Genomic DNA, 20,332 nt, shown 5'->3' on the forward strand with positions numbered 1-20,332 from the left:
ATCATCTTATTGTTTGGTTTCTACTCGTTCAAATCTCTCGATTTTATCGTCACTACGTTGAATTTCCAATGGTAAACTCAAAACATAATTCGGACTTCCGGCCTTCAAAACATAATGATTTATAACTGTCGGAGTACTATAATCCTGATAAAGATGTTCTATTTCAAGTCCCCACCGACGAATATCAAACCAACGCAATCCCTCGAAACTAAATTCTAAACGTTTTTCCAAACGATAGAATTCCCTCGCCTCATCCACAGAATTTGCAACTAATTCATACTCTCCCTTAATTCTTTCCGCACGTATCGCATTAACATCATCCATGCCCAATTCATACTCACCCTTTTCTATATATGCTTCTGCCCGATTCAGATAAGCCTCTTCCAATCTCAACGCTTGATCGTACGCCTCATTAGCCGTTGACGCTTTACAATAATTTTTTGTCGCAACGTAAAATATACCTTCATCGTAATTATTAAAATCATATTTGTCATAATATCGAGAAAAACGAAGATCATTCCCCTCATCATACAACCCGATTAATTCGCTGGATGCACAGAAAAAAGCTTTTGAATGTCTCATCAGATCATATCCAAAGCCAGTTGCATCAACATCTAATTTACCCCAAGAAAAAATCATTCCCGGATTGTTAGTATTATACACTTTATATACGACATCATCACTCGATATAAATTTTTCCAACGTGCTATAAGGAATAATTTCAGTCTCTGTCGTTTTAAGCAGATCATCAACAACCGTTATTACATCATCATATTTCTTCTGATATAAATAAACCCTGGATAGCAACAACAAAGCAGCATCCTTATTCGGCCTATAAATACCTCCTTTTTTTTGCCCTTTTTCAAAATAGGTGATTGCCGCTTTCAAATCCTCCTCCATCAACGTATAATTCTCGTCCAAAGTAGCTCTATTATAAACATTGGCTTCTACTCCAACATTTTCATTTATCGGAACCCCCAACGCAGTCTTCGCCTGCGCAGCGCTTTCATAAGGTTCTCCGTACAAGTTCACAAGATAAAAATAAGACAATGCACGCATAAACAGGGATTCTCCCAACAATCTATTTTTTACTCCTTCAATATCCTCATCTAATTCTTTGACTTGTTCAAATGTGATATTACACATCAATATCCGATGATAAAAAAAGCTCCATGCCTTATCATTTACTTCTACTTCATCTTTCCTCACCTGAGGCTCTTTAGCCCAAGTGAAATATGAAAACATCTCATCACGAAGATCTTCTTTCGATAGCCACATGGAAGACGACACGTAACTCATCGTTTCATCTGTCATATAAGATAAATAATTCATCAAAGAACCTTCCGTCTTATTAATAATTTCACCATAGACAAACTCGTCAAAATGAGATAATTCCTTCGGAATGATTTTATCTTTATCCTTGTATTCAAGAAAATCATCACATGAAGATAATCCTAATAACAATAATCCGATTATCAATATATTTCTCATTACTTCTATTATTTAAAATGACACATTCAAGCTAAAACTATACGTTGATTGCGGTGGGATTGCTCCAGATCCCAAAGTAGATTGTTCCGGGTCACGCCCCTTCAAATCCTTACTCTTAATTACAAATGGATTACTTACACCTAAACCAATAGATGCACTTTTAATATAACATTTACTCAAAAAACTTTTTGGTAAAGAATAAGTTAACGAAATAGATTTACATCTTAAAAAACTCCCGTCAACTACCCGTAAATCAGATTTATTATACATTTGCCAAATATTCGAAGCGATCACGTTAGTCCCTCCTTCCAAATATGCATATGAATTAATTGACGGAGAAACATCCGTTAATACCGGAATATCGGTGTATTTCTCGTCTCCTGGTTTTTTCCATCTATTCACGAATTCACTGGACATATTACTTTCCGGATAAGGAATACGTCCCCCACTCTCCTGGTACAAATCATTCAATCGTACCTTAGCCCCCAAAGACATTGCAAACAAAGTATTCAAAGAAATACTTTTCCATTTAAAATTCATCGACAAACCTCCCGTAAAATCCGGTTCTCGCTTACCACTATAAACAAACGCTGCTGCTAAAGCTTCCTCTCTGCTGGAAATAATCACGTTGCCCTCATCGTCAGTAGCCCTCACCCCGGCAAACGTTGGTAAACCGGATTCATCCAAACCGGTATAACGATAAGAATAGAAACTATTAATAGATTTACCATTACGAATTAACGAACCGTTTATATAATTATTGTATGTCTCCACACTCTCGTACTCGGAATTCGTTACCTTGTTATAATTTTTACTCGTGTTGAAACTAACACTCCATGCAAAATTTTTTGTTTTAACCGGAGTAGCCATGATCGATAATTCCCAGCCTTTATTACTCATCGTCCCGGCGTTCAACATCACGGATGTAGCCCCATTAGTTGAAGGTACAGACGCCGAAATCAACTGATCTTTCCCCTTCTTCGTGTAATATTCTACCGTGGCAGAAATTGCACCTTTGAACAGAGAAAAATCCAAACCCAAATTAATCGAAGTCGTCTTTTCCCATTTTAATCCCGGATTAGGTAAAGAAGACAATGTAGCAATATATTGCATTGATTTCGTATCCAACGATCCGAGAGAGATAATCATATTCGGATTATGGGCATCAGTTACATTCCCTTGCAAACCGTAAGAAGCCCGGAAAGACAAATCATTAACCCAATTCACGTTCTGCATAAAGGATTCATCTGCAACATTCCACCTACCCGAAAACGACCATATAGGTAAAAAACGAGCAGACTTATCTTGTCCTAATTTATTAGAAGCATCTCCACGAACATTAGCACTCAATACATATCTTCCCCGAAAACCATAAGCAAACGTGGCATAATAAGACATATTATTCGTCGTGTTATCCATGACCGTCGGAACATTGGATTTACTATAATTTGCATAACCCGTATAGTCCACGGGATCAATCCCTATAAATTTTTTACCTCTATCATGCAAGTACCCATACGACTCACTATTAGTCCCGTCATACTTACTTCCCCGCACCTCCAATCCTGCACTGGCAGAAACGCTATGATCATTCCATAACTTATTAAATGATAAAGATGTTCGCACCGTATAAGATGTATTATTCGTGTAATCTTCATCTAAAATACCACCAAAAGGCAAGGAAGAATGAGATTTAAAATCTTTAAGATCATCGCCTTGGGGTTCATAACCGTAAGCTGTTCTCCTTAATGCCGAAACTTTATAACTTTTATCTGTTGCCCAGTTATTTTGCTTATAAGCACTCGTATTGTAACCAACCACAGCATCCCAACTTAACCAATCCGTAAGTTTGGAACTCAAATTCATAGATACATTCAAACTATTAGTCCTATTTTTGGACCCGGTTTCATTCAACTCGTTTATAACATTATACATCAAATAATCAGAACCATACTCACCTTCTTTCATTGCATAGTAAGCTAATGTTCCATCCTCATTATAAGCAGGAATTGATCTTGAGGTTTCGAAAGCGTATTTATAAAGATCTATATAAGGTCTTGAACCATTTGTAGTTGATGCCGATAAACTAAGGCTAACATTTAGTTTATCATGGAAAAGCCTTGCATCCAGATTAGACATGAAATTAAAACGATTACTACTTTCTTTTAATGAAGCTCCTTGTTGATCGGAAAAACCAAATGAAAAATAATAACCCACTTTATCCGTTGCTCCAGACAATGAAAGCGTGTGACTGTGACTGAAAGAATTCCGAAATAACAATTTATACCAATCTGTATTCATCTCTTTCAACTCCTTCACTCCGGCATCAAACTCAGAACGAGTAATTTCATTATGCCATAGCTGGTAAATCAATCCCTCGTAACCAATCGTTCCGATAGGAACACCACTAACAGTTTGTAATCCTCGATTTACAATTTCCTCTGAAACTTCTACCCTCTCTTTCGAATTCATCAATCGCATCATATCCGTAGTCGGACGAGCAATCAAACTCATGGAAGTCGTGTAACGAAGGACAGGTTCCCCCAATTTACCTCTTTTAGTTGTAATAACAATCACTCCGTTTGCAGCTTTTACCCCATATATAGCTGTTGCCGAAGCATCTTTCAACACGTCAATTCGTTCTATATCTTCCGGGTTCAGACCGGAAATAGCGTTACCAATCAAATTCACATTGTCCATACTATTCAACTCCGTCACGTCCAATGGTACCGGATCTTCCAGAATTATTCCATCTAAAACCCACACCGGCTCACGATTACCTATGATAGAAGAAGAACCACGAATACGAATCTTTGGAGAAGCTCCTACTGTTGAAGATTGTTGTAAAACAGCCATTCCCGGGATTTTCCCCTGCAACATCTGATCCAGACGATTACCTATCGGCTCGATAATATCCTCAGCTTTCATCGTTACGATCGAAGACGTTGATTCCCGTTTATTTATCTTTTGATAACCTGTAATCACAACTTCTTCCATTTCGTTCGTTTTCTCCTTCATTACCACCTGTATTGGTTTTTCCGACTCAATAAAGACAGTCTTTGTTTCCATCCCAAGAAAAGAAAAAATCAACGCACTGTTTTTAGCAACCTTTAGCTGAAAATTTCCCTTATTATCTGTCGCTGTTCCCGTCACAGTTCCCTTGATCAACACGGATACTCCCGGAATCGGCTCCCCATTCTCATCCTTAACCACCCCTTGAGCTACAAGCGACTCATCCTTTTTCACCTCCTTAATCGTGATCAGATTTCCCTCGATTTTGTAAACCAGATTCGTTTCTTTAAAAATTTCATCCAATACCTGCGAAGGAGTAGCCTTCTTCATATCCAAAGTTATTTTCTTCTTACAGGCATCAATAACGGCAGTGGAATACACCAAGCGATAATTATACTTCTTCAACACCTCCAAGACCTCCTTCACGCTGGCCTCCTTCACGTTAATGTTTATTTTACCTTCTTCATTCTGAGCGTGAAGAGGCAAACTCAAACACAAGATAAAAAGACATAACAATCCTTGAAGGGGAATTTTTTTGACATGACTTCCCCAAGAATCAAACATTTTTTTCATACATTTGTAAATTAGAATTTAACACTTATGCCATTTTAGGCATGGGATGCAGCGAGTGTTGGTAGCACTCGCTTTTCCTATTTATATACAGTTACTACTTTTCCACTAATTTTAAATTTAGCATTACCAACATCAGAAATTACATCCAAGATCTTACCGACCTCGGCATATTTATCCACTCGAACAAAAAACTTCTCCTGCTTTGCATCCGCATTCTCATAGAATACCGTAAAGCCATACCATTCCGCCAATTGATCCAGAATTTTCTCCAATTCCACGTCCCGGAAAAAGAACATGTTATCCTTCCAGCAAACAATTTCTTCAACATCCACCTCGGTCACCGAGACCACATTCATCACGTTACCCACAATTGCTTGCTGATTAGGTTTTAACACAACTTCCGCATCACTCCCTTTCACTTGCACGCTACCCTTCACCAAAGTCGTTGCCACCTTTTTATCCGGTAAACACTTCACGTTAAACTCCGTCCCTAGCACTTGTATATCTCCATTCTCCGTGTGTACGATAAAAGGGTGTTTCTCATCTCTCGCCACTTCCAAATAAATTTCGCCCTTGCTCAAAAACACTTCACGGCTATCACCAACAAAATCTACGGGAAACCTCAATTGGGTCTCTTCATTAAACCAAACTTTTGTTCCGTCAGCCAACATCACGTGATACTCTCCACCCTTCGGAACCACCACGGTATTATACTCAACCACCACGTTATTCTCTGAAGAATCTTTCTTCGAATAAACAAGCTCATTTCCATTTGTGATGGCATTCGAGGTAACCTCTTTTTTACCCTCCACTCTCTGAAGTTGCAAGACAGAACCGTCTTCCAAAACCAGCATGGCCTGTTTACGAACCGGAACAGGTAATTTTTCTTCGACTTGATTTTGTACCACTATTTCCGGCTTTATTACATTTCCTTGACTTATGAAGATATAGACAGCAACAGCCACGGGTAAAATCAGAATGGCCGCGTAACGCATCATCTTTATCATCCGGCTCGGCTTTTTCCTTACCTCCATGATCCGTTCGTGAACCTCCCGGCTGGTGATCATCTTTTTCATTTGCCTGTATGCCTCATCATCAATATGCAGCTCGGCACGCAACTCTCGTAACCTCTCGGCATCCTCTTCCGACAAGCAATCAAAGATGTCCCTCGTGATTAATTTATGTAGTTCCTTCATCATCTTTTTGTCTTATATCCATGTTACACATGAACAACAAAAATGTATGAAAGAAAATTTATATTTAACTTACATTAACAATCATATTGTATACAAATATTATCTACCCAGTGAATGTGTGAACCAAAAGCGAGAACCCTTCCCCAGTTCAGAATTAACCCCGATGCGACCTCCCACCTGTTCCACGATACTCTTGCAAATAGATAATCCTAAACCTGTTCCATGAGCAAAACTATTCAATTTAACAAAACGGTCAAAAATCTGTTTCTGCTTTTCTTCTTCGATGCCCACGCCCGTATCCGTCACTGATATTTCAACCTCTCCATCTCTCAACGTATACCCCACGGCAATTTCCCCGGAAGTCGTAAACTTGAAAGCATTATTCACAAAATTGAAAATAACCTGCCGTAACCGATTCTTATCACTGTACACCCAGCATTCCGGCAAATTGGGAGCTATACACAAATCAACCCCGGCTGGAACTTTCACCCGGAGTGAAGTCACGACATCCTCGCACAACTGGCGCACGTCCACCCGATCATACACGAATTCAAAAGTCCCCGCCTCGATTTTTGATAAATCCAGAATATCCGAAATTAACTGCAACAACAATTCGTTATTCTCCTCCACGATACCGATATATTGCGCACGCTCACTTTCCTCTTGGACATAAGCCAATAAATTGGAAAAACCTACAATCGCATTCAACGGCGTCCGAATCTCGTGACTCATATTCGCCAAAAACGCCGACTTCAAACGATCCGATTCCTCCGCCTTATCCTTCGCCTTGATCAACTTCGCCTCGGTCTCCTTCAATTCCGTAATATCATAATTAATACAAATCATCTCGATCATTCCTTCCCGCGGGCGATAATCCCTCACCAACACGTTCACCCGCGTCCACGTGTAATGCCCATCAGCCCGTCGGATTCGCATATCATTCCGTAAATGCGTCCGCTTCCCGGCAATTACATCCGCCAAAAAAGCAAGCATTAAAGCCCGATCCTCCGGGTGAAAATGCGAGTGTACCCCGATAATCTGCGGCAGAGGTGTCCCGATCTCTTCTCCCACATTCTTATACCAACTATCCAGACCGTACCCGTTACGAGTCAAGGCGTTAAAATGCGCGTATCCGACTTGTGCATAATCCCCCACCAACGTGAAAAAATCCTTGAACTCCTGAATCTGGTTATACGCCTCCGTGGCTTCCGTCCGGTCCAGACTGATCAACAAATAATTGATCAAATTATTTTGCGCATCATACAACGTCGTCACCTTCGTCAGTAAATTCAACCTCCCCGTCTTCTTAGAAACATAAAGACCATTCAATTTCGAAAAATCATACACCAAAGAAAAACTCACATCTTCCCTTCTCTTCATCCTTTCCCTCATCTCCTCCGGTATAAGATGATTTTCAAACATATTAATTCCCAATGCATCCTCTTTCTTGGCCAACCCGAACATCTCAAGGTCTTTATCATTCAAATCGACAAGATACCCGTCTTTATCATACAACTCTATCCCGACCGGGATATTCTGATATATATTACGTAGCAAACGTTCACTCCGGTCCAACGCCTCGTGGGCAGAGAAGGTGTCGGTCATATCCGAAAACATTAACACGACCTCATCCTTGCAAGGAGAATACATCACTGCATGAAAATACTTATTTTTCTCTTCCAGATGATAATTTATATCCCGTACAACTCCATTTCGCATCACCCGTTCCAGATCAGGCACCCGTTCCGCAAAATGCGGATCAATCTCGCTAGCATATTTCCCGATCCAACTATTCCCCCTCGTGTTGTAAAGAATCTGAGCCATCGTGTTCGAATCCATGAAATAATAATCCTTCACGTGTCCATCCTCATCATAAAACAATTTCATCCGCACATACCCCACCGGCATATGTTTAAACAAATCAGCCAAGAACTTTTTCTCCTCCTGAGCCTTATCCTCCGACTTCCGGAGTTCCATGCAAATACTGATAATATTCACCATCGAGGCAAACCACTGGTAATCCTCATTTTTCCACACGTGAGGCTTATCCAAAATGTCGATACCGGCATACCCGGACACGCCGTCTTTTGAAAACATCGGGATAACAATAAGCGATTTCACCCCTTGCTCCGTCAGACGCCTTTTTTCCTCGCTTGCCTCTTCCGGTAACTCGTCCAAGCTAGCAAAAATAATCGGGGACGCATTTCCGGCCAACTGTTTCGTCCACCAAGGAATATTACTCATCGGGAATTGCTCCATGTAATTCTTTTTCTTGAAAGACTTGTAATTTCCCGCCTCGTAACGACAGGTCTGCGTGCGATTTTCCCAATCATACTCTATAATATAGGTACACCCCTCCGGATAATGCTGCATAATATCGCCCAATATCTTATTAATAACACTACTCACATCCCCGGAACGAAGCAATGAAAGCAACGAGCGAGAGATACTATTCTGCTGGGCAAACAAATTGTTCACACGCTCCATTGCCGTTTCCTCCGTATCCATATTCTCCGGGACATCAAGACACTCCATGAAACCACAGGTTTTCATATTCCCCTCGGCATCCACCTCCCTAGAACACAATTTTACTCGTACCCACACGATTTTTCCTCTCACCTCGATCGGGTAAATCTGGTCATATATATTCTGGGTTTTTCCAAAACGAAATTCGTTCACCGTTCGCAAACGATAATCCTCCCGGATCAACTTACGAAAATCAACAAAACTGATTATCCCATCTTCGCCCAAGTCTAACAATTCTCGAAGAAAATCAGAACAGACATACTGTTTTTTAGAGAAATCAGCTTCCCACCAACCCATTCGTGCCTTATTCAATAAATCTTGAACACGTCCACTATTGAACCGACCATTATTATCCACGACCTTACAAATTTGATTATATTCAACGCCTAATCCCACAAAAATAGTAAAATATCCTTCACTCCGGCTTTCTTTTCAAAATAAAACAGGCCGCTAAATTTCATTTTTCAATGCCTCTCGTATTTTAGCGTAAGCCTCTTTCTTGTAATGCCGCACGGTATTATACTCCATGCCAATTTGTTCGGCGATTTCCTTCGTGTCATATCCTTGTAAGGCTAATTCTAAAATACAACGCTCTTTTCGCGGTAAGCGACCGATCAGTTCGTACATATAATCATGAGTATCCACGACAACAAACTCGGTCATCAACTCGGGTGATAAATCCATGTATACCGGACGAGAATTACGAATAAAATTCAGACACAAATTTTTTACCGTGGAATAAAGATAGGAACGCTGTTCCGATTCATTTCGTTCTTCCACGATCTTGTCATAGCCATTCACGAAAGCCTGATGCACGATATCTTCAGCCTCATCAGGACAATAGCGAGCAGCATAAACACGCAATTCATGCCTCAACTTGCAATATAGTCGAGCAATAATCTTCTCTTTCTCTTCCGTCATAAATGCCGATCCCTACGAAATCCCCCGTTTTCTCACATAATTTCAAAACAGGATTAAACCTTCGTTTAATAATCCTCAAAAATAGTAATAATAGCACACAATTACCAAAATTGATGTATTTTTTATTCTTCCCTCAAAATCAAAAACATACATCAAGGATTTTTCTTTAGAGTAACGTCCCTGACGAAAACAGAAATCAATATTATTAAACGAACCATTAATGCTTCTTTTATCAATGACACCTTGACATACATTGATTATGTACTTCCAGTTCATTTCAACCAAGAAGATTTTTGCTTTTAAACTTTTCACCATATATTTGTGTGGATAAAATTCCTGACATGAGCGACTCTATTAACGGTATAGATACATTTAAAGAACTGTACACGGATTATTTTCAAGCCGTGTGGGGATTCTGCAATACCTATCTAAAAGACAGGGAACAAGCCATGGACGCCACGCAGGAGACATTTTTCAAATTGTACGAACGCTTGGATGATTCCTACACCAAGCGAAACGCGGTTGCCTTCATTTATATCACGGCAAAAAATATCTGTATGGATATCTTGAGACGGAACAAATTTAAAACAGAAGATGCCGAACAGTTAAAGGATGAGTTACCCTCTGAAGATTCGTTTTTAGAAGAAATTGCCACTCAGGAAATGATCCGGTGTGTACACTCCGCCATCAACCAACTCTCCGGACGTAGCCTCGAAATCGCCACCCTCGCATTAGAAGGCAAATCAAACCCGGAAATTGCGGACGTGCTGGGAATCTCTCTTAACTCCGTGAAATCTCTCAAAAAAGAAATGTACACCAAATTACGAAAGATTATCGGACACGAATATATTATCCTTTTTTTCGCCAAGCACTTGCTACACGTGGATAAATAAATTCTGCAAACCCGTCATTTCCATATATTTTTTATAACTTTTGTCCTATCTCAAATCCAATTAATCAGGTTTTCAGAAAGCATTTCTACCCATAAAAATAATAAAAGAGTAATATCACAGGTATTATAATAGAATTACTATCTTCATATTTATTTTTTATTTTCAATCTAATTCCTATAATAATTAGTGTTGAATAGGAGATGAATGGGAGTTGAATAGGAGTTGATACGATAAATATACATTAAATATAAGAAAAAATTATCTTATATAGGCATTAATATCCATATAACAGGGTTGAAAAAGTTTACCTGCTCCCGGTAAACTTTTTCCCAAAGAATATACCTGCATTTTTATCTTCTTTTCCTATCACGGAAAAGGAAAGCCCCGAACGGCAAACAGATTCCAGCAATAACGATCTGGTAAGCCCCGTATAAAACACGAGTGTCGTTAGCCAGCACGTTACCGGCAACCGACATACTCCCCCCTTCCTTGTCCAGACCGAGCGTGATCATCTGCCACAAAACCATGAAAGCGGCAAGCAACGAAAAAAATGATCCGAGGTATAGTAACCCCATGGACATATCCTGCTTTGCCTCTTTTCGCAAGCCAAAAAGAAAAACAAGGGCAAACATGATAAACGTAAACCAACCAACGGTTTGATACCCCATGATCATTCCCAAGCCACCGATTTCATACCAAGGTAGAAACGTCGCAATCATACCAATGATGGCGATCAAAAAAACGACAAATTTTTGCTTACTCATAATATCCGATATTTTTATTATCAATATAAATTTCACTCTTTCTAAATAGGGTTTACGTAACGAATAATGATGAAGTTATCAATACTTTATTTAAAACAAGTATAAACTCGTTTTTTTTGAAAATATTTACCGCTTTTACTTGAAAATCGCAAGAACAATGAGTAGTTTCGCGCATAAATATTGGAACGAGAGAAATATTCGAAGAAAGTGCGCTATAAATAAGCTAAATGATTAAAATATAATATCTAACTTTAATGTTTTTTTGTTATGAAACCAACACATATTGAACACATCGGCATCGCAGTTGCCAGTTTAGATGAAGCAATCCCATACTATGAAAAAGTATTAGGTTTAGAATGCTATGCTATTGAAGAAGTAAAAGATCAAAAAGTAAAAACAGCTTTCTTTAAAGTAGGACAAACTAAAATTGAATTACTGGAATCAACTGACCCGGAAGGCCCTATCGGTAAATTCGTTGAGAAAAACGGGGGTGGTATGCACCACATCGCTTTCGCTGTTGAAGATGTTCAAGCCGCATTGAATGATGCACAAGCTGCAGGTTGCCAGTTAATCGACAAAGCTCCGCGCGGAGGTGCAGAGGGATTGAGAATCGGATTCCTTCACCCGAAATCAACGTTCAGAGTATTAACTGAACTTTGCGGAACGAAATAATTTCTTTTAAATAATCAGCTCATATAAATTTTGATAATATGACAAATCAAGATAAAGTCAAAGAGTTAATCGAATTACGCGCGCAGGCAAAGCTTGGCGGAGGGGAAAAGCGTATAGAATCCCAACACAAAAAAGGGAAATATACCGCTCGCGAAAGAATCGCCATGTTGCTGGACGAAAATAGTTTCGAAGAGTTTGATATGTTTATAACACACCGTTGTTATAACTTTGGGATGGAAAAGACCAAATTCTTGGGTGATGGTGTGGTAACCGGACAAGGAACAATTGACGGACGTCTCGTATTTGTTTTCGCTCAAGACTTCACTGTTTTCGGAGGAGCGCTTTCCGAAATGTTAGCTCAAAAGATTTGCAAGGTGATGGACAAAGCCATGACCGTGGGAGCTCCCATTATCGGATTGAATGATTCGGGTGGTGCTCGTATTCAAGAAGGGGTTAACTCCTTAGCCGGATATGCGGAAATTTTCGAACGGAATATTCTCGCTTCAGGAGTTATCCCGCAGATCTCCGCTATTTTCGGCCCTTGCGCCGGAGGTGCCGTGTACTCTCCTGCCTTGACGGACTTCATCCTGATGACTGACCAATCATCATACATGTTTGTAACCGGTCCGAAAGTAGTGAAAACCGTAACGGGAGAAGATATCACAACCGAAGAATTAGGAGGTGCAGAAGTTCACTCCACGAAATCCGGTGTTTCTCATTTCTTGGCAGAAAACGAGGAAGAGGGTATCTCTATCATTCGCGATTTGCTTTCTTATTTACCTTCCAACAACTTGGAAGAGGCCCCGATTGCCATATGCAATGACCCGATTGACCGTCTGGAAGATCGGTTAAACGAAATAATTCCTGATAATCCGAATTTACCGTATAACATGATGGATGTCATTGAAGCTATCGTGGATAACGGAAAATTCTTGGAAGTTCACAAACGTTATGCCCGTAACATCATTGTCGGATTCTGCCGTATGGGCGGACGTTCTGTCGGCGTTATCGCTAACCAACCGAACTTCTATGCCGGAGTTCTTGACATTGAAGCATCTCGTAAAGCTGCACGTTTCGTTCGTTTCTGCGACTGTTTCAACATTCCGGTATTGACCTTGGTTGACGTACCGGGATTCTTGCCGGGACGTGTACAGGAGTATGGTGGAATCATCACTCACGGAGCAAAATTAATGTTTGCTTACGGAGAAGCGACTGTGCCTAAAGTAACCGTTACTTTACGGAAATCTTACGGAGGTGCTCACGACGTGATGTCATGTAAACAATTGCGTGGAGACTTCAATTACGCTTGGCCCACGGCACAAATCGCCGTTATGGGAGCTAAGGGAGCTATCGAGGTGTTGTATGGTAAAGAATTGGCAGCACTCTCTGATCCCGAGGAAAAAGCTAAATTTATTGCCACGAAAGAGGAAGAATACAACTCGGCCTTCGCGAACCCGTACAAAGCCGCTTCATATGGATACATTGATGATGTTATCGAACCGCGTAACACGCGTTTCCGCATTATCCGTGCTTTCCAGTCTTTACAGACCAAGCGCGTTGTTAACCCGATGAAGAAACACTCAAATATACCGTTGTAATTCATATGATTACATTAGCAATTAACTGGGGTTACGCACTCCTCGTTACAGGCGTGGGGATGGTAACAGTATTTCTGCTATTGATTCTTTTGATCTGGATTATTAACTTACAGACCAAGTTGACGAATCAAGTAGAAGATCATGCGAAAACAGTTCAAGACACGGAAAAAGCAGTAGTGACAACGGATACCCATCCGACACCTCACGAACAAGCTGCCATCGCTATGGCTATGCATTTATATTTCAACTCTCATGACGAGGAACCTCACGTGATCACGATCGAAGAAGTTGAAAAACGTTATTCTCCGTGGAGTTCTAAAATTTACGGTATGAGAAACCTTAATAAGTAAAATAAACAGATTATGAATAAATTCAAAATCACCATAGACGAAAACAATTTCGATGTAACTGTGAATGTAACGGATCATGACAAAGCTACAGTTGAGGTGAACGGTATATCTTATGAAGTATCATACGAAAGCAAAAACACGGTTGCTACCACAGCTCCTCGTAAACCTGCTGCCATACCGACTTCAACTACATACAAGAGTTCCGCTCAAAGTACATCTGCAACAAGTAACAAGACTACCTACATTAAAGCACCGCTTCCCGGAACGATTTCCGCTATTAGCGTGAAAGTTGGCAGTCAAGTAAAACGCGGAGATTGTCTATTAGTCATGGAAGCCATGAAAATGGAAAATAATATCGTGGCAAGTGTTGACGGTCAAGTGAAAGCAATACATGTAACAGCTGGTCAAAGTGTTTCTCAGGATGATCCGCTTGTTGATTTGGTTTAATTTACCGTAAAACAATTGAAAATGAGACAAGTGGAAAAATACCTGTTAAAAATAGCCTTATTACTCGGTATATTTATCATGCCTTTTGCCGCTAGTGCAGAAGAAATTGATATGGGCGAAAAAGTGTCTAAATTCTTAAATGACACGGGATTTGCCCAACTTTTCGCCGGGAATTGGCTATGCTTAGTCATGATAGTTGTGGCATGCGTGCTATTTTATTTGGCTATCGTGAAGAAATTCGAGCCGTTATTATTGTTGCCAATAGCTTTCGGTATGTTATTGACGAACTTACCCGGAGCCGGATTATTCCATCCAGAACTTTTTGATGGAGGACACGTACATTGGGCAAACTTCACTAATTCCAATAACGTTGGTTTGCTAGATTACCTGTACTTAGGGGTAAAATTAGGAATCTATCCTTGTATAATCTTTGTTGGTGTCGGAGCCATGACGGATTTCGGTCCATTATTGGCAAATCCTAAAAGTTTTCTTTTGGGAGCTGCAGCTCAACTCGGAATCTTCGCAACGTTCCTAGGAGCTCTCGCATTAGGCTTTACCTATGCTGAAGCTGGATCTATCGGAATTATCGGAGGGGCAGATGGTCCGACAGCTATTTACCTAACCTCAAAATTAGCACCGAGCTTACTTGGTCCGATCGCGGTAGCCGCCTATTCATACATGGCTTTGGTTCCTGTGATACAGCCACCTATCATGAAAGCGTTAACAACCCAGAAAGAACGGGAGATTGTGATGAAACAATTGCGTAAAGTATCTAAAAAAGAGAAAATCGTATTCCCGATCGTTGTAACCATATTTGTATCATTATTATTACCTTCTGCAGCCCCTCTAATCGGATGCTTGATGTTAGGTAACTTAATGCGTGAATGTGGTGTAGTTGAACGTTTGAGTAAAACAGTTCAAAATGAACTAATGAATATCTGTACGATATTCTTAGGTATCTCGGTCGGAGCCACGACTACGGCTGCTGCATTCTTGAATTTTCAAACATTAGCTATCCTGGTGATCGGAGTTCTAGCTTTCGGTATCGGTAGTGCCGGTGGTGTATTACTGGCAAAATTTATGAACTTGTTTACCAAGAACAAGATCAACCCGTTGATCGGTTCTGCCGGAGTTTCTGCAGTTCCGATGGCAGCCCGCGTATCACAGAATGTGGGACAAGAAGCTAACCCAGGAAACTTCCTGTTGATGCACGCCATGGGTCCGAACGTGGCCGGAGTTATCGGTTCTGCCGTTGCAGCCGGTATATTATTGTCATTCTTAGGATAACCTAATATTTCAGACTACCTCAAATTTACTTTGAGGTAGTCTTTTTATATTCTGTTCATTATACATTATTTTCTTTTAACCATAAACTAATTTATTCTATTCATGGGACTTAGAGGTTTCGGTAGTGACAATTTTTCCGGAGTATTACCGGAAGTATTTAAAGCACTGGAAGAATCAGCCTTCGGACATCAACATTCTTACGGGGAAGACAAATACACGGAAAAAGCCATCGAAGATTTCAAACAAATCTTCGGAGACGATGTTGACGTGTATTTCGTTTATAATGGAACGGGAGCCAATATATTGAGTCTCTCGGCTTTCACTCATTCATATAACGCGATCATTTGTGCGGAAACAGCTCATATTAACGTGGACGAGTGCGGGGCTATCGAGAAACAAACCGGCAGTAAGCTGTTGACCGTTCCCACATTTGACGGAAAACTCACTCTGGGATTGATACACAATCATATGCATGGATTTGATGATCAACACCACGCCCAACCGAAAATCATCTCGCTAACTCAGTGTACGGAACTCGGAACAGTCTACACGCATGATGAATTAAAAGAAATTTGTGACTTCGCCCATGCCCACGATATGTATGTTCACATGGACGGAGCCCGTCTGGCAAATGCCGTTGCATACTTGGGATGTACCCCGGCCAGCATCACGAAAGAAGTGGGAATCGACGTTTTAAGCTTCGGGGGAACCAAAAACGGCATGATGTTCGGGGAAGCTGTCGTCTTCTTTAACACCACGATGTCGAAAGAGGTTAAATATATCCGGAAACAGTTGATGCAGCTACATTCCAAATCGCGCTTTATCGCCGCCCAGTTCTCAGCTGTTCTAAAAGATAATTTATGGTTGAAATCAGCCGCACACGCAAATGCCATGGCACAAAAGCTCGCTAATGCGGCAGAGCAGATTCCTTCCGTGAGCATCACGCAGAAGGTTGAGGCAAACGAGATTTTCGCTATCATCCCGCGAGAAAAGATTACCAAACTTCAGGATGAATGTTTCTTTTACGTGTGGGATGAAGATGCGGCCGAAGTGAGATGGGTTTGCTCGTTTGACACCACGGAAAATGATGTCATCGAATTCGCAAACCTATTGCGTCAAGAATTATGCTAGAAGATGGATAGAGAAATTATTACCACAGAAGACGGAAGTACCACCCTGTATATACCGGAACTGAACGAGCATTATCATTCCATTCACGGGGCCATACAAGAATCTACTCATATATTTATAAAAGCAGGCATTGAATACTACGGGCAGAAGAATATCCGGATTTTGGAGGCCGGGTTCGGAACAGGTCTAAATGCTTTTCTAACGTTGCTTGAGGCGAGGGATAATGAACGCAAGGTGGTGTTTCACACATTCGAGAAATACCCGCTGACACCTCAGGAGGTGGAACAGATTAATTATTCCGACCTCTTCACCCCGGAAGATGCTCTCCTGTTTCAACAATTACATAATGCGCCTTGGGAAGAGGATGTTGTCATCACCCCTTATTTCACGCTCCACAAGCATCGGGCAGATTTCGAAGAAGTTAATTTTCACGAATATTTCGATATGGTCTTTTTCGATGCTTTCGCCCCCGACGTACAACCTCGCCTATGGACGGAATCTATGCTTACCAAGTTTTACAAAGCGCTTAAACCGGAAGGAATTCTCACGACCTACTGCGTAAAAGGAACCGTGAAACAAGCTCTTCGTAATATCGGTTTTAACTTGAAACGCCTTCCCGGTCCCCCGGGGAAACGGGAGATGTTGAGAGCAGTGAAATGATTTCATGATTTAGCGATTTCATGATTTCCGATCAGATGTTTCTAAAATCACAGAATCATTGAATCGACAATCACAGAATATTTTAAATTTTGCCCCGTGTTTTCCAAAGACTTAAAACAATTACTTGACGAGAAGTATTTAGAATACAATAAATCGGAATTCTTTATAGAAACCGATCCGATTCAGATACCGAAGTGTTTCGAAGGAAAAGAGGACATCGAAATTGCCGGATTTCTGGCAGCATCATTAGCATGGGGACAGCGGCCCACGATTATCAAGAAATGCAAGGAGTTGATGCAATTAATGGATTATGCACCCTATGATTTCGTGATGCAGGCGGAAGACCAAGACTACGAACGTTTCTGCAATTTCAAGCACCGCACTTTTAATAGCTACGATTGTGTTTACTTTTTGAAATCGCTAGCGAATATTTATCGCCATCACGGGGGATTGGAAACCGTTTTCACACGGGCCTACCAAAAGCATCAAGATATGTTTGAAGTTCTAAAAGAGTGGTATTCTGTTTTCACCTCTTTACCTGCCGAGACAAGAGTACTGCGACATATCGCTAACGTGGAGAAGGGTTCAGCAGCGAAGAGGGTAAATATGTTTCTGCGCTGGATGGTAAGACACGACGGAGAGGTGGATTTCGGCCTGTGGAAAGATATTCCCACTTCTGCCCTATTGATTCCGCTTGACTTGCACACGGGTAACGTGAGTCGTCAACTAGGCCTCCTTACCCGTAACCAGAATGACCGGAAAGCCGTGGAAGAACTTACTGCACGTCTCCGGGAAATGGATCCTGTCGATCCGATTCGCTATGATTTTTCACTTTTCGGGTTGGGGGCTTTTGAGAAAATTAAATAGAGATTTGATTTCAATGTAAGATTTACTACATTTGCTCGTAAATTCGTGGGGATTAGAAGTATGTTTTCGGAGGATCAATTTATGAGCCAAATCAATCGAAAGGAAACAAGAGCATTTAAAATCTTGTTTGAGGATTTTTATACCCCATTAGTTATATATGCCCTCCGGTTCGTGGAAGAACAATCAACTGCTGAAGATATTGTGCAGGAGCTAATCACAGATCTTTGGGAATCCCCAAATAAATATGCATCCTTTATTGCATTCCGCTCGTTTCTATACCATTCCGTCAGAAACCGTTGCCTCAACTATTTAAAACATAAAGAAGTCGAGAAACGATATATTTCTTACACGATGGCTCATGCCAATGCCTCAGATGAAGACGAACAACAGGAGATAGAAGAAGAAGTATATCGTTTACTTTTTAAAGCAATCAGGGAATTACCCGAAAAATGTAAGGCTGTCTTCGAATTACATCTGGCAGGAAAGAAGAATGAGGAAATAGCCTCAACGCTTCAGATTTCAATACTTACTGTAAAAAGCCAAAAACAAAAGGCTCTCCGACAACTAAAAGAAAAGATGGGAAATCTCTTTTATATCCTTCTTTTTTTAGAAATAATCTGATTTTTTCGATTTTCAGCGTGCTACTTTTAGTACCTCTTGTTGTCTCTATATAAAATAGGAGATAAAAATGTATGCTTAAAAATAAAAATCAAATCATTGACATGATTTTCCGTTACTTGACAAACAATCTAACGGAAGAAGAAAAAGAAGAACTTCATTCATGGAAAGAATCAAATGAAACCAACCGACTTTTGTTTGAGAAATTAACCTCAAACAAAACCTTTATCGCCAAAAGGGAAATGTACCGTCACGTGAATACACAACATGCTTTAAAGACCTTTTTACAGCACACCCGCAAACGAAGACTTTCTTTACACCTGAAGATCGTCTGCCGTTATGCCGCTATCATCATCGTACTTTTCACAATCGGTCTCATTCTCTATCCCAAGAAACAGGCGATCGAAACTACGTCAGAAAAAATTGAGACAGGCAGCCCAAAAGCTGTACTACTTGTCTCCGGAGGCAAAAGTATACAACTTCAAACACAGGAACACACGACAAACGAACTTCCCTCCTACGTACAAATCGTGGATAGTAATTCTCAACTGATATACAATAAAAAGCAAGACATTACCACACCAAAAGAATATCACGAATTGCAGGTATCACGTGGAGGCGAATACAAACTAACTTTACCAGATGGAACATTCGTTTATCTCAATTCCGCCAGCACGCTAAAATACCCGACTTGTTTCGATCCCGACAAACGCGAGGTACATTTATCCGGAGAAGCCTATTTTGAGGTGGCAAAAGATCCGAATAAACCATTCTACGTGATAACCGATAACATACAGATAAAAGTGTATGGAACAACATTCAACGTCAACACGCACGATCCTGACTATACTAGTACCGTTCTAGTTCAAGGTAAAGTTGGTGTTAGTATCGTCGGTAAAAAAGAGGAAATAATCTTAAATCCGTCTCAATTGGCCTTGTTTGATAAAAAACAACACAAAATCGATATTCAGAATATAAACCCACAGCAATATATTGCCTGGAAAGACGGCCTCTTCGTGTTTGAAGAAGAACCTTTGGAAAAAATCATGGATAAACTTGCCTTGTGGTACGATTGTCAAGTTTTTTACACAAACCAAGAATCACGCAACATTCGTTTTACGGGTTATCTAAAGCGATACGAACAAATTGACAAGATACTAAAAGCTATTGGTTCAACCGTCAGCGTATCATTCGAAATAAAAGGAAAAACAATCCTTGTAACGAGTAATGAAATGAAATAGTAATAAACAAAAGACGGAAAATGTTCCAGCATTCCCCGTCATTAGTTAAATCACGAACTGACGTTATTCCAGTAACATCAAGTTC

General features: G+C 40.4%; 17 protein-coding genes. 11 read left to right on the plus strand and 6 right to left on the minus strand.

Annotation, left to right across the window (positions count from 1 at the left end; all coding sequences use genetic code 11):
• Positions 1–6 precede the first annotated feature (6 nt).
• From AB5542_RS07545 to AB5542_RS07565, 5 genes are all read right to left on the minus strand, one after another.
• Positions 7–1,491, minus strand: a complete 1,485-nt coding sequence (locus AB5542_RS07545) for a RagB/SusD family nutrient uptake outer membrane protein (RefSeq protein WP_288215220.1) — start codon at positions 1,489–1,491, stop codon at positions 7–9.
• Between the two features lie 12 nt (positions 1,492–1,503).
• Complete coding sequence (locus AB5542_RS07550; RefSeq protein WP_279040926.1) at positions 1,504–5,076, minus strand: TonB-dependent receptor; 3,573 nt, start codon at positions 5,074–5,076, stop codon at positions 1,504–1,506.
• Positions 5,077–5,153: 77 nt separating this feature from the next.
• Positions 5,154–6,275: a FecR family protein gene (locus AB5542_RS07555; RefSeq protein ID WP_279040924.1), complete on the minus strand. Its 1,122-nt coding sequence runs from the start codon at positions 6,273–6,275 to the stop codon at positions 5,154–5,156.
• Between the two features lie 96 nt (positions 6,276–6,371).
• Positions 6,372–9,155 carry an ATP-binding protein gene (locus AB5542_RS07560; RefSeq protein WP_279040922.1) on the minus strand — a complete coding sequence of 928 codons (2,784 nt, stop codon included), beginning with the start codon at positions 9,153–9,155 and terminating at the stop codon, positions 6,372–6,374.
• Positions 9,156–9,248: 93 nt separating this feature from the next.
• Entirely contained in the window at positions 9,249–9,719 is a 471-nt protein-coding gene (locus AB5542_RS07565) for an RNA polymerase sigma factor (RefSeq protein ID WP_279040920.1), read from the minus strand.
• Between the two features lie 341 nt (positions 9,720–10,060).
• On the opposite strand from AB5542_RS07565, the gene AB5542_RS07570 reads away from it, so the two are divergent.
• Positions 10,061–10,612 (plus strand): RNA polymerase sigma factor, encoded by a 552-nt coding sequence (locus tag AB5542_RS07570; RefSeq protein ID WP_027202993.1) that lies wholly within the window; start codon positions 10,061–10,063, stop codon positions 10,610–10,612.
• A 350-nt stretch (positions 10,613–10,962) separates the two neighbouring features.
• Here AB5542_RS07570 and AB5542_RS07575 read toward each other — a convergent pair whose 3' ends face one another.
• On the minus strand, positions 10,963–11,376 hold the full coding sequence (locus AB5542_RS07575) for a hypothetical protein (RefSeq protein WP_270542763.1): 414 nt from the start codon (positions 11,374–11,376) through the stop codon (positions 10,963–10,965).
• A gap of 267 nt (positions 11,377–11,643) precedes the next feature.
• Here AB5542_RS07575 and mce point away from each other — a divergent pair, with 267 nt between their 5' ends.
• The 10 genes from mce (at position 11,644) to AB5542_RS07625 (ending at position 20,247) form a co-directional block, all read left to right on the plus strand.
• A complete protein-coding gene (gene mce, locus AB5542_RS07580; protein WP_087422294.1) occupies positions 11,644–12,048 on the plus strand; it encodes a methylmalonyl-CoA epimerase in 405 nt (134 codons plus the stop codon).
• A gap of 38 nt (positions 12,049–12,086) precedes the next feature.
• A complete protein-coding gene (locus AB5542_RS07585) occupies positions 12,087–13,646 on the plus strand; it encodes an acyl-CoA carboxylase subunit beta (RefSeq protein WP_118304065.1) in 1,560 nt (519 codons plus the stop codon).
• A gap of 5 nt (positions 13,647–13,651) precedes the next feature.
• Positions 13,652–13,996: an OadG family transporter subunit gene (locus AB5542_RS07590; protein WP_087422296.1), complete on the plus strand. Its 345-nt coding sequence runs from the start codon at positions 13,652–13,654 to the stop codon at positions 13,994–13,996.
• A gap of 12 nt (positions 13,997–14,008) precedes the next feature.
• Positions 14,009–14,443, plus strand: a complete 435-nt coding sequence (locus AB5542_RS07595; RefSeq protein ID WP_087422297.1) for an acetyl-CoA carboxylase biotin carboxyl carrier protein subunit — start codon at positions 14,009–14,011, stop codon at positions 14,441–14,443.
• 78 nt (positions 14,444–14,521) lie between these two features.
• Positions 14,522–15,730: a sodium ion-translocating decarboxylase subunit beta gene (locus tag AB5542_RS07600; RefSeq protein WP_370819163.1), complete on the plus strand. Its 1,209-nt coding sequence runs from the start codon at positions 14,522–14,524 to the stop codon at positions 15,728–15,730.
• 102 nt (positions 15,731–15,832) lie between these two features.
• The gene (locus tag AB5542_RS07605; protein ID WP_087422299.1) at positions 15,833–16,861 is read left to right on the plus strand and encodes a threonine aldolase family protein; all 1,029 of its coding nucleotides are present in this window, start codon (positions 15,833–15,835) and stop codon (positions 16,859–16,861) included.
• 3 nt (positions 16,862–16,864) lie between these two features.
• Positions 16,865–17,521, plus strand: coding sequence for a tRNA (5-methylaminomethyl-2-thiouridine)(34)-methyltransferase MnmD (gene mnmD / locus AB5542_RS07610; protein WP_118304069.1), 657 nt, complete (start codon positions 16,865–16,867; stop codon positions 17,519–17,521).
• A gap of 96 nt (positions 17,522–17,617) precedes the next feature.
• Positions 17,618–18,388: a TIGR02757 family protein gene (locus AB5542_RS07615; protein WP_279040229.1), complete on the plus strand. Its 771-nt coding sequence runs from the start codon at positions 17,618–17,620 to the stop codon at positions 18,386–18,388.
• 81 nt (positions 18,389–18,469) lie between these two features.
• On the plus strand, positions 18,470–19,009 hold the full coding sequence (locus AB5542_RS07620) for an RNA polymerase sigma-70 factor (protein ID WP_279040231.1): 540 nt from the start codon (positions 18,470–18,472) through the stop codon (positions 19,007–19,009).
• A gap of 71 nt (positions 19,010–19,080) precedes the next feature.
• Positions 19,081–20,247, plus strand: a complete 1,167-nt coding sequence (locus AB5542_RS07625) for a FecR family protein (protein WP_279040232.1) — start codon at positions 19,081–19,083, stop codon at positions 20,245–20,247.
• The last annotated feature ends 85 nt before the right edge of the window (positions 20,248–20,332 follow it).

Source organism: Butyricimonas sp. RTP31003st1_G1_RTP31003_210430, assembly GCF_040920905.1.
Classification (GTDB): Bacteria; Bacteroidota; Bacteroidia; order Bacteroidales; family Marinifilaceae; genus Butyricimonas; species Butyricimonas paravirosa.

Excerpts from the sequence above, each read along its gene's own strand:
- AB5542_RS07545 (WP_288215220.1), bottom strand. The coding sequence starts at position 1,491 with ATGAGAAATATATTGATAATCGGATTATTGTTATTAGGATTATCTTCA.
- AB5542_RS07550 (WP_279040926.1), bottom strand. The coding sequence starts at position 5,076 with ATGAAAAAAATGTTTGATTCTTGGGGAAGTCATGTCAAAAAAATTCCC.
- AB5542_RS07555 (WP_279040924.1), bottom strand. The coding sequence starts at position 6,275 with ATGATGAAGGAACTACATAAATTAATCACGAGGGACATCTTTGATTGC.
- AB5542_RS07565 (WP_279040920.1), bottom strand. The coding sequence starts at position 9,719 with ATGACGGAAGAGAAAGAGAAGATTATTGCTCGACTATATTGCAAGTTG.
- AB5542_RS07570 (WP_027202993.1), top strand. The coding sequence starts at position 10,061 with ATGAGCGACTCTATTAACGGTATAGATACATTTAAAGAACTGTACACG.
- AB5542_RS07575 (WP_270542763.1), bottom strand. The coding sequence starts at position 11,376 with ATGAGTAAGCAAAAATTTGTCGTTTTTTTGATCGCCATCATTGGTATG.
- mce (WP_087422294.1), top strand. The coding sequence starts at position 11,644 with ATGAAACCAACACATATTGAACACATCGGCATCGCAGTTGCCAGTTTA.
- AB5542_RS07585 (WP_118304065.1), top strand. The coding sequence starts at position 12,087 with ATGACAAATCAAGATAAAGTCAAAGAGTTAATCGAATTACGCGCGCAG.
- AB5542_RS07590 (WP_087422296.1), top strand. The coding sequence starts at position 13,652 with ATGATTACATTAGCAATTAACTGGGGTTACGCACTCCTCGTTACAGGC.
- AB5542_RS07595 (WP_087422297.1), top strand. The coding sequence starts at position 14,009 with ATGAATAAATTCAAAATCACCATAGACGAAAACAATTTCGATGTAACT.
- AB5542_RS07600 (WP_370819163.1), top strand. The coding sequence starts at position 14,522 with ATGCCTTTTGCCGCTAGTGCAGAAGAAATTGATATGGGCGAAAAAGTG.
- AB5542_RS07605 (WP_087422299.1), top strand. The coding sequence starts at position 15,833 with ATGGGACTTAGAGGTTTCGGTAGTGACAATTTTTCCGGAGTATTACCG.
- mnmD (WP_118304069.1), top strand. The coding sequence starts at position 16,865 with ATGGATAGAGAAATTATTACCACAGAAGACGGAAGTACCACCCTGTAT.
- AB5542_RS07620 (WP_279040231.1), top strand. The coding sequence starts at position 18,470 with ATGAGCCAAATCAATCGAAAGGAAACAAGAGCATTTAAAATCTTGTTT.
- AB5542_RS07625 (WP_279040232.1), top strand. The coding sequence starts at position 19,081 with ATGCTTAAAAATAAAAATCAAATCATTGACATGATTTTCCGTTACTTG.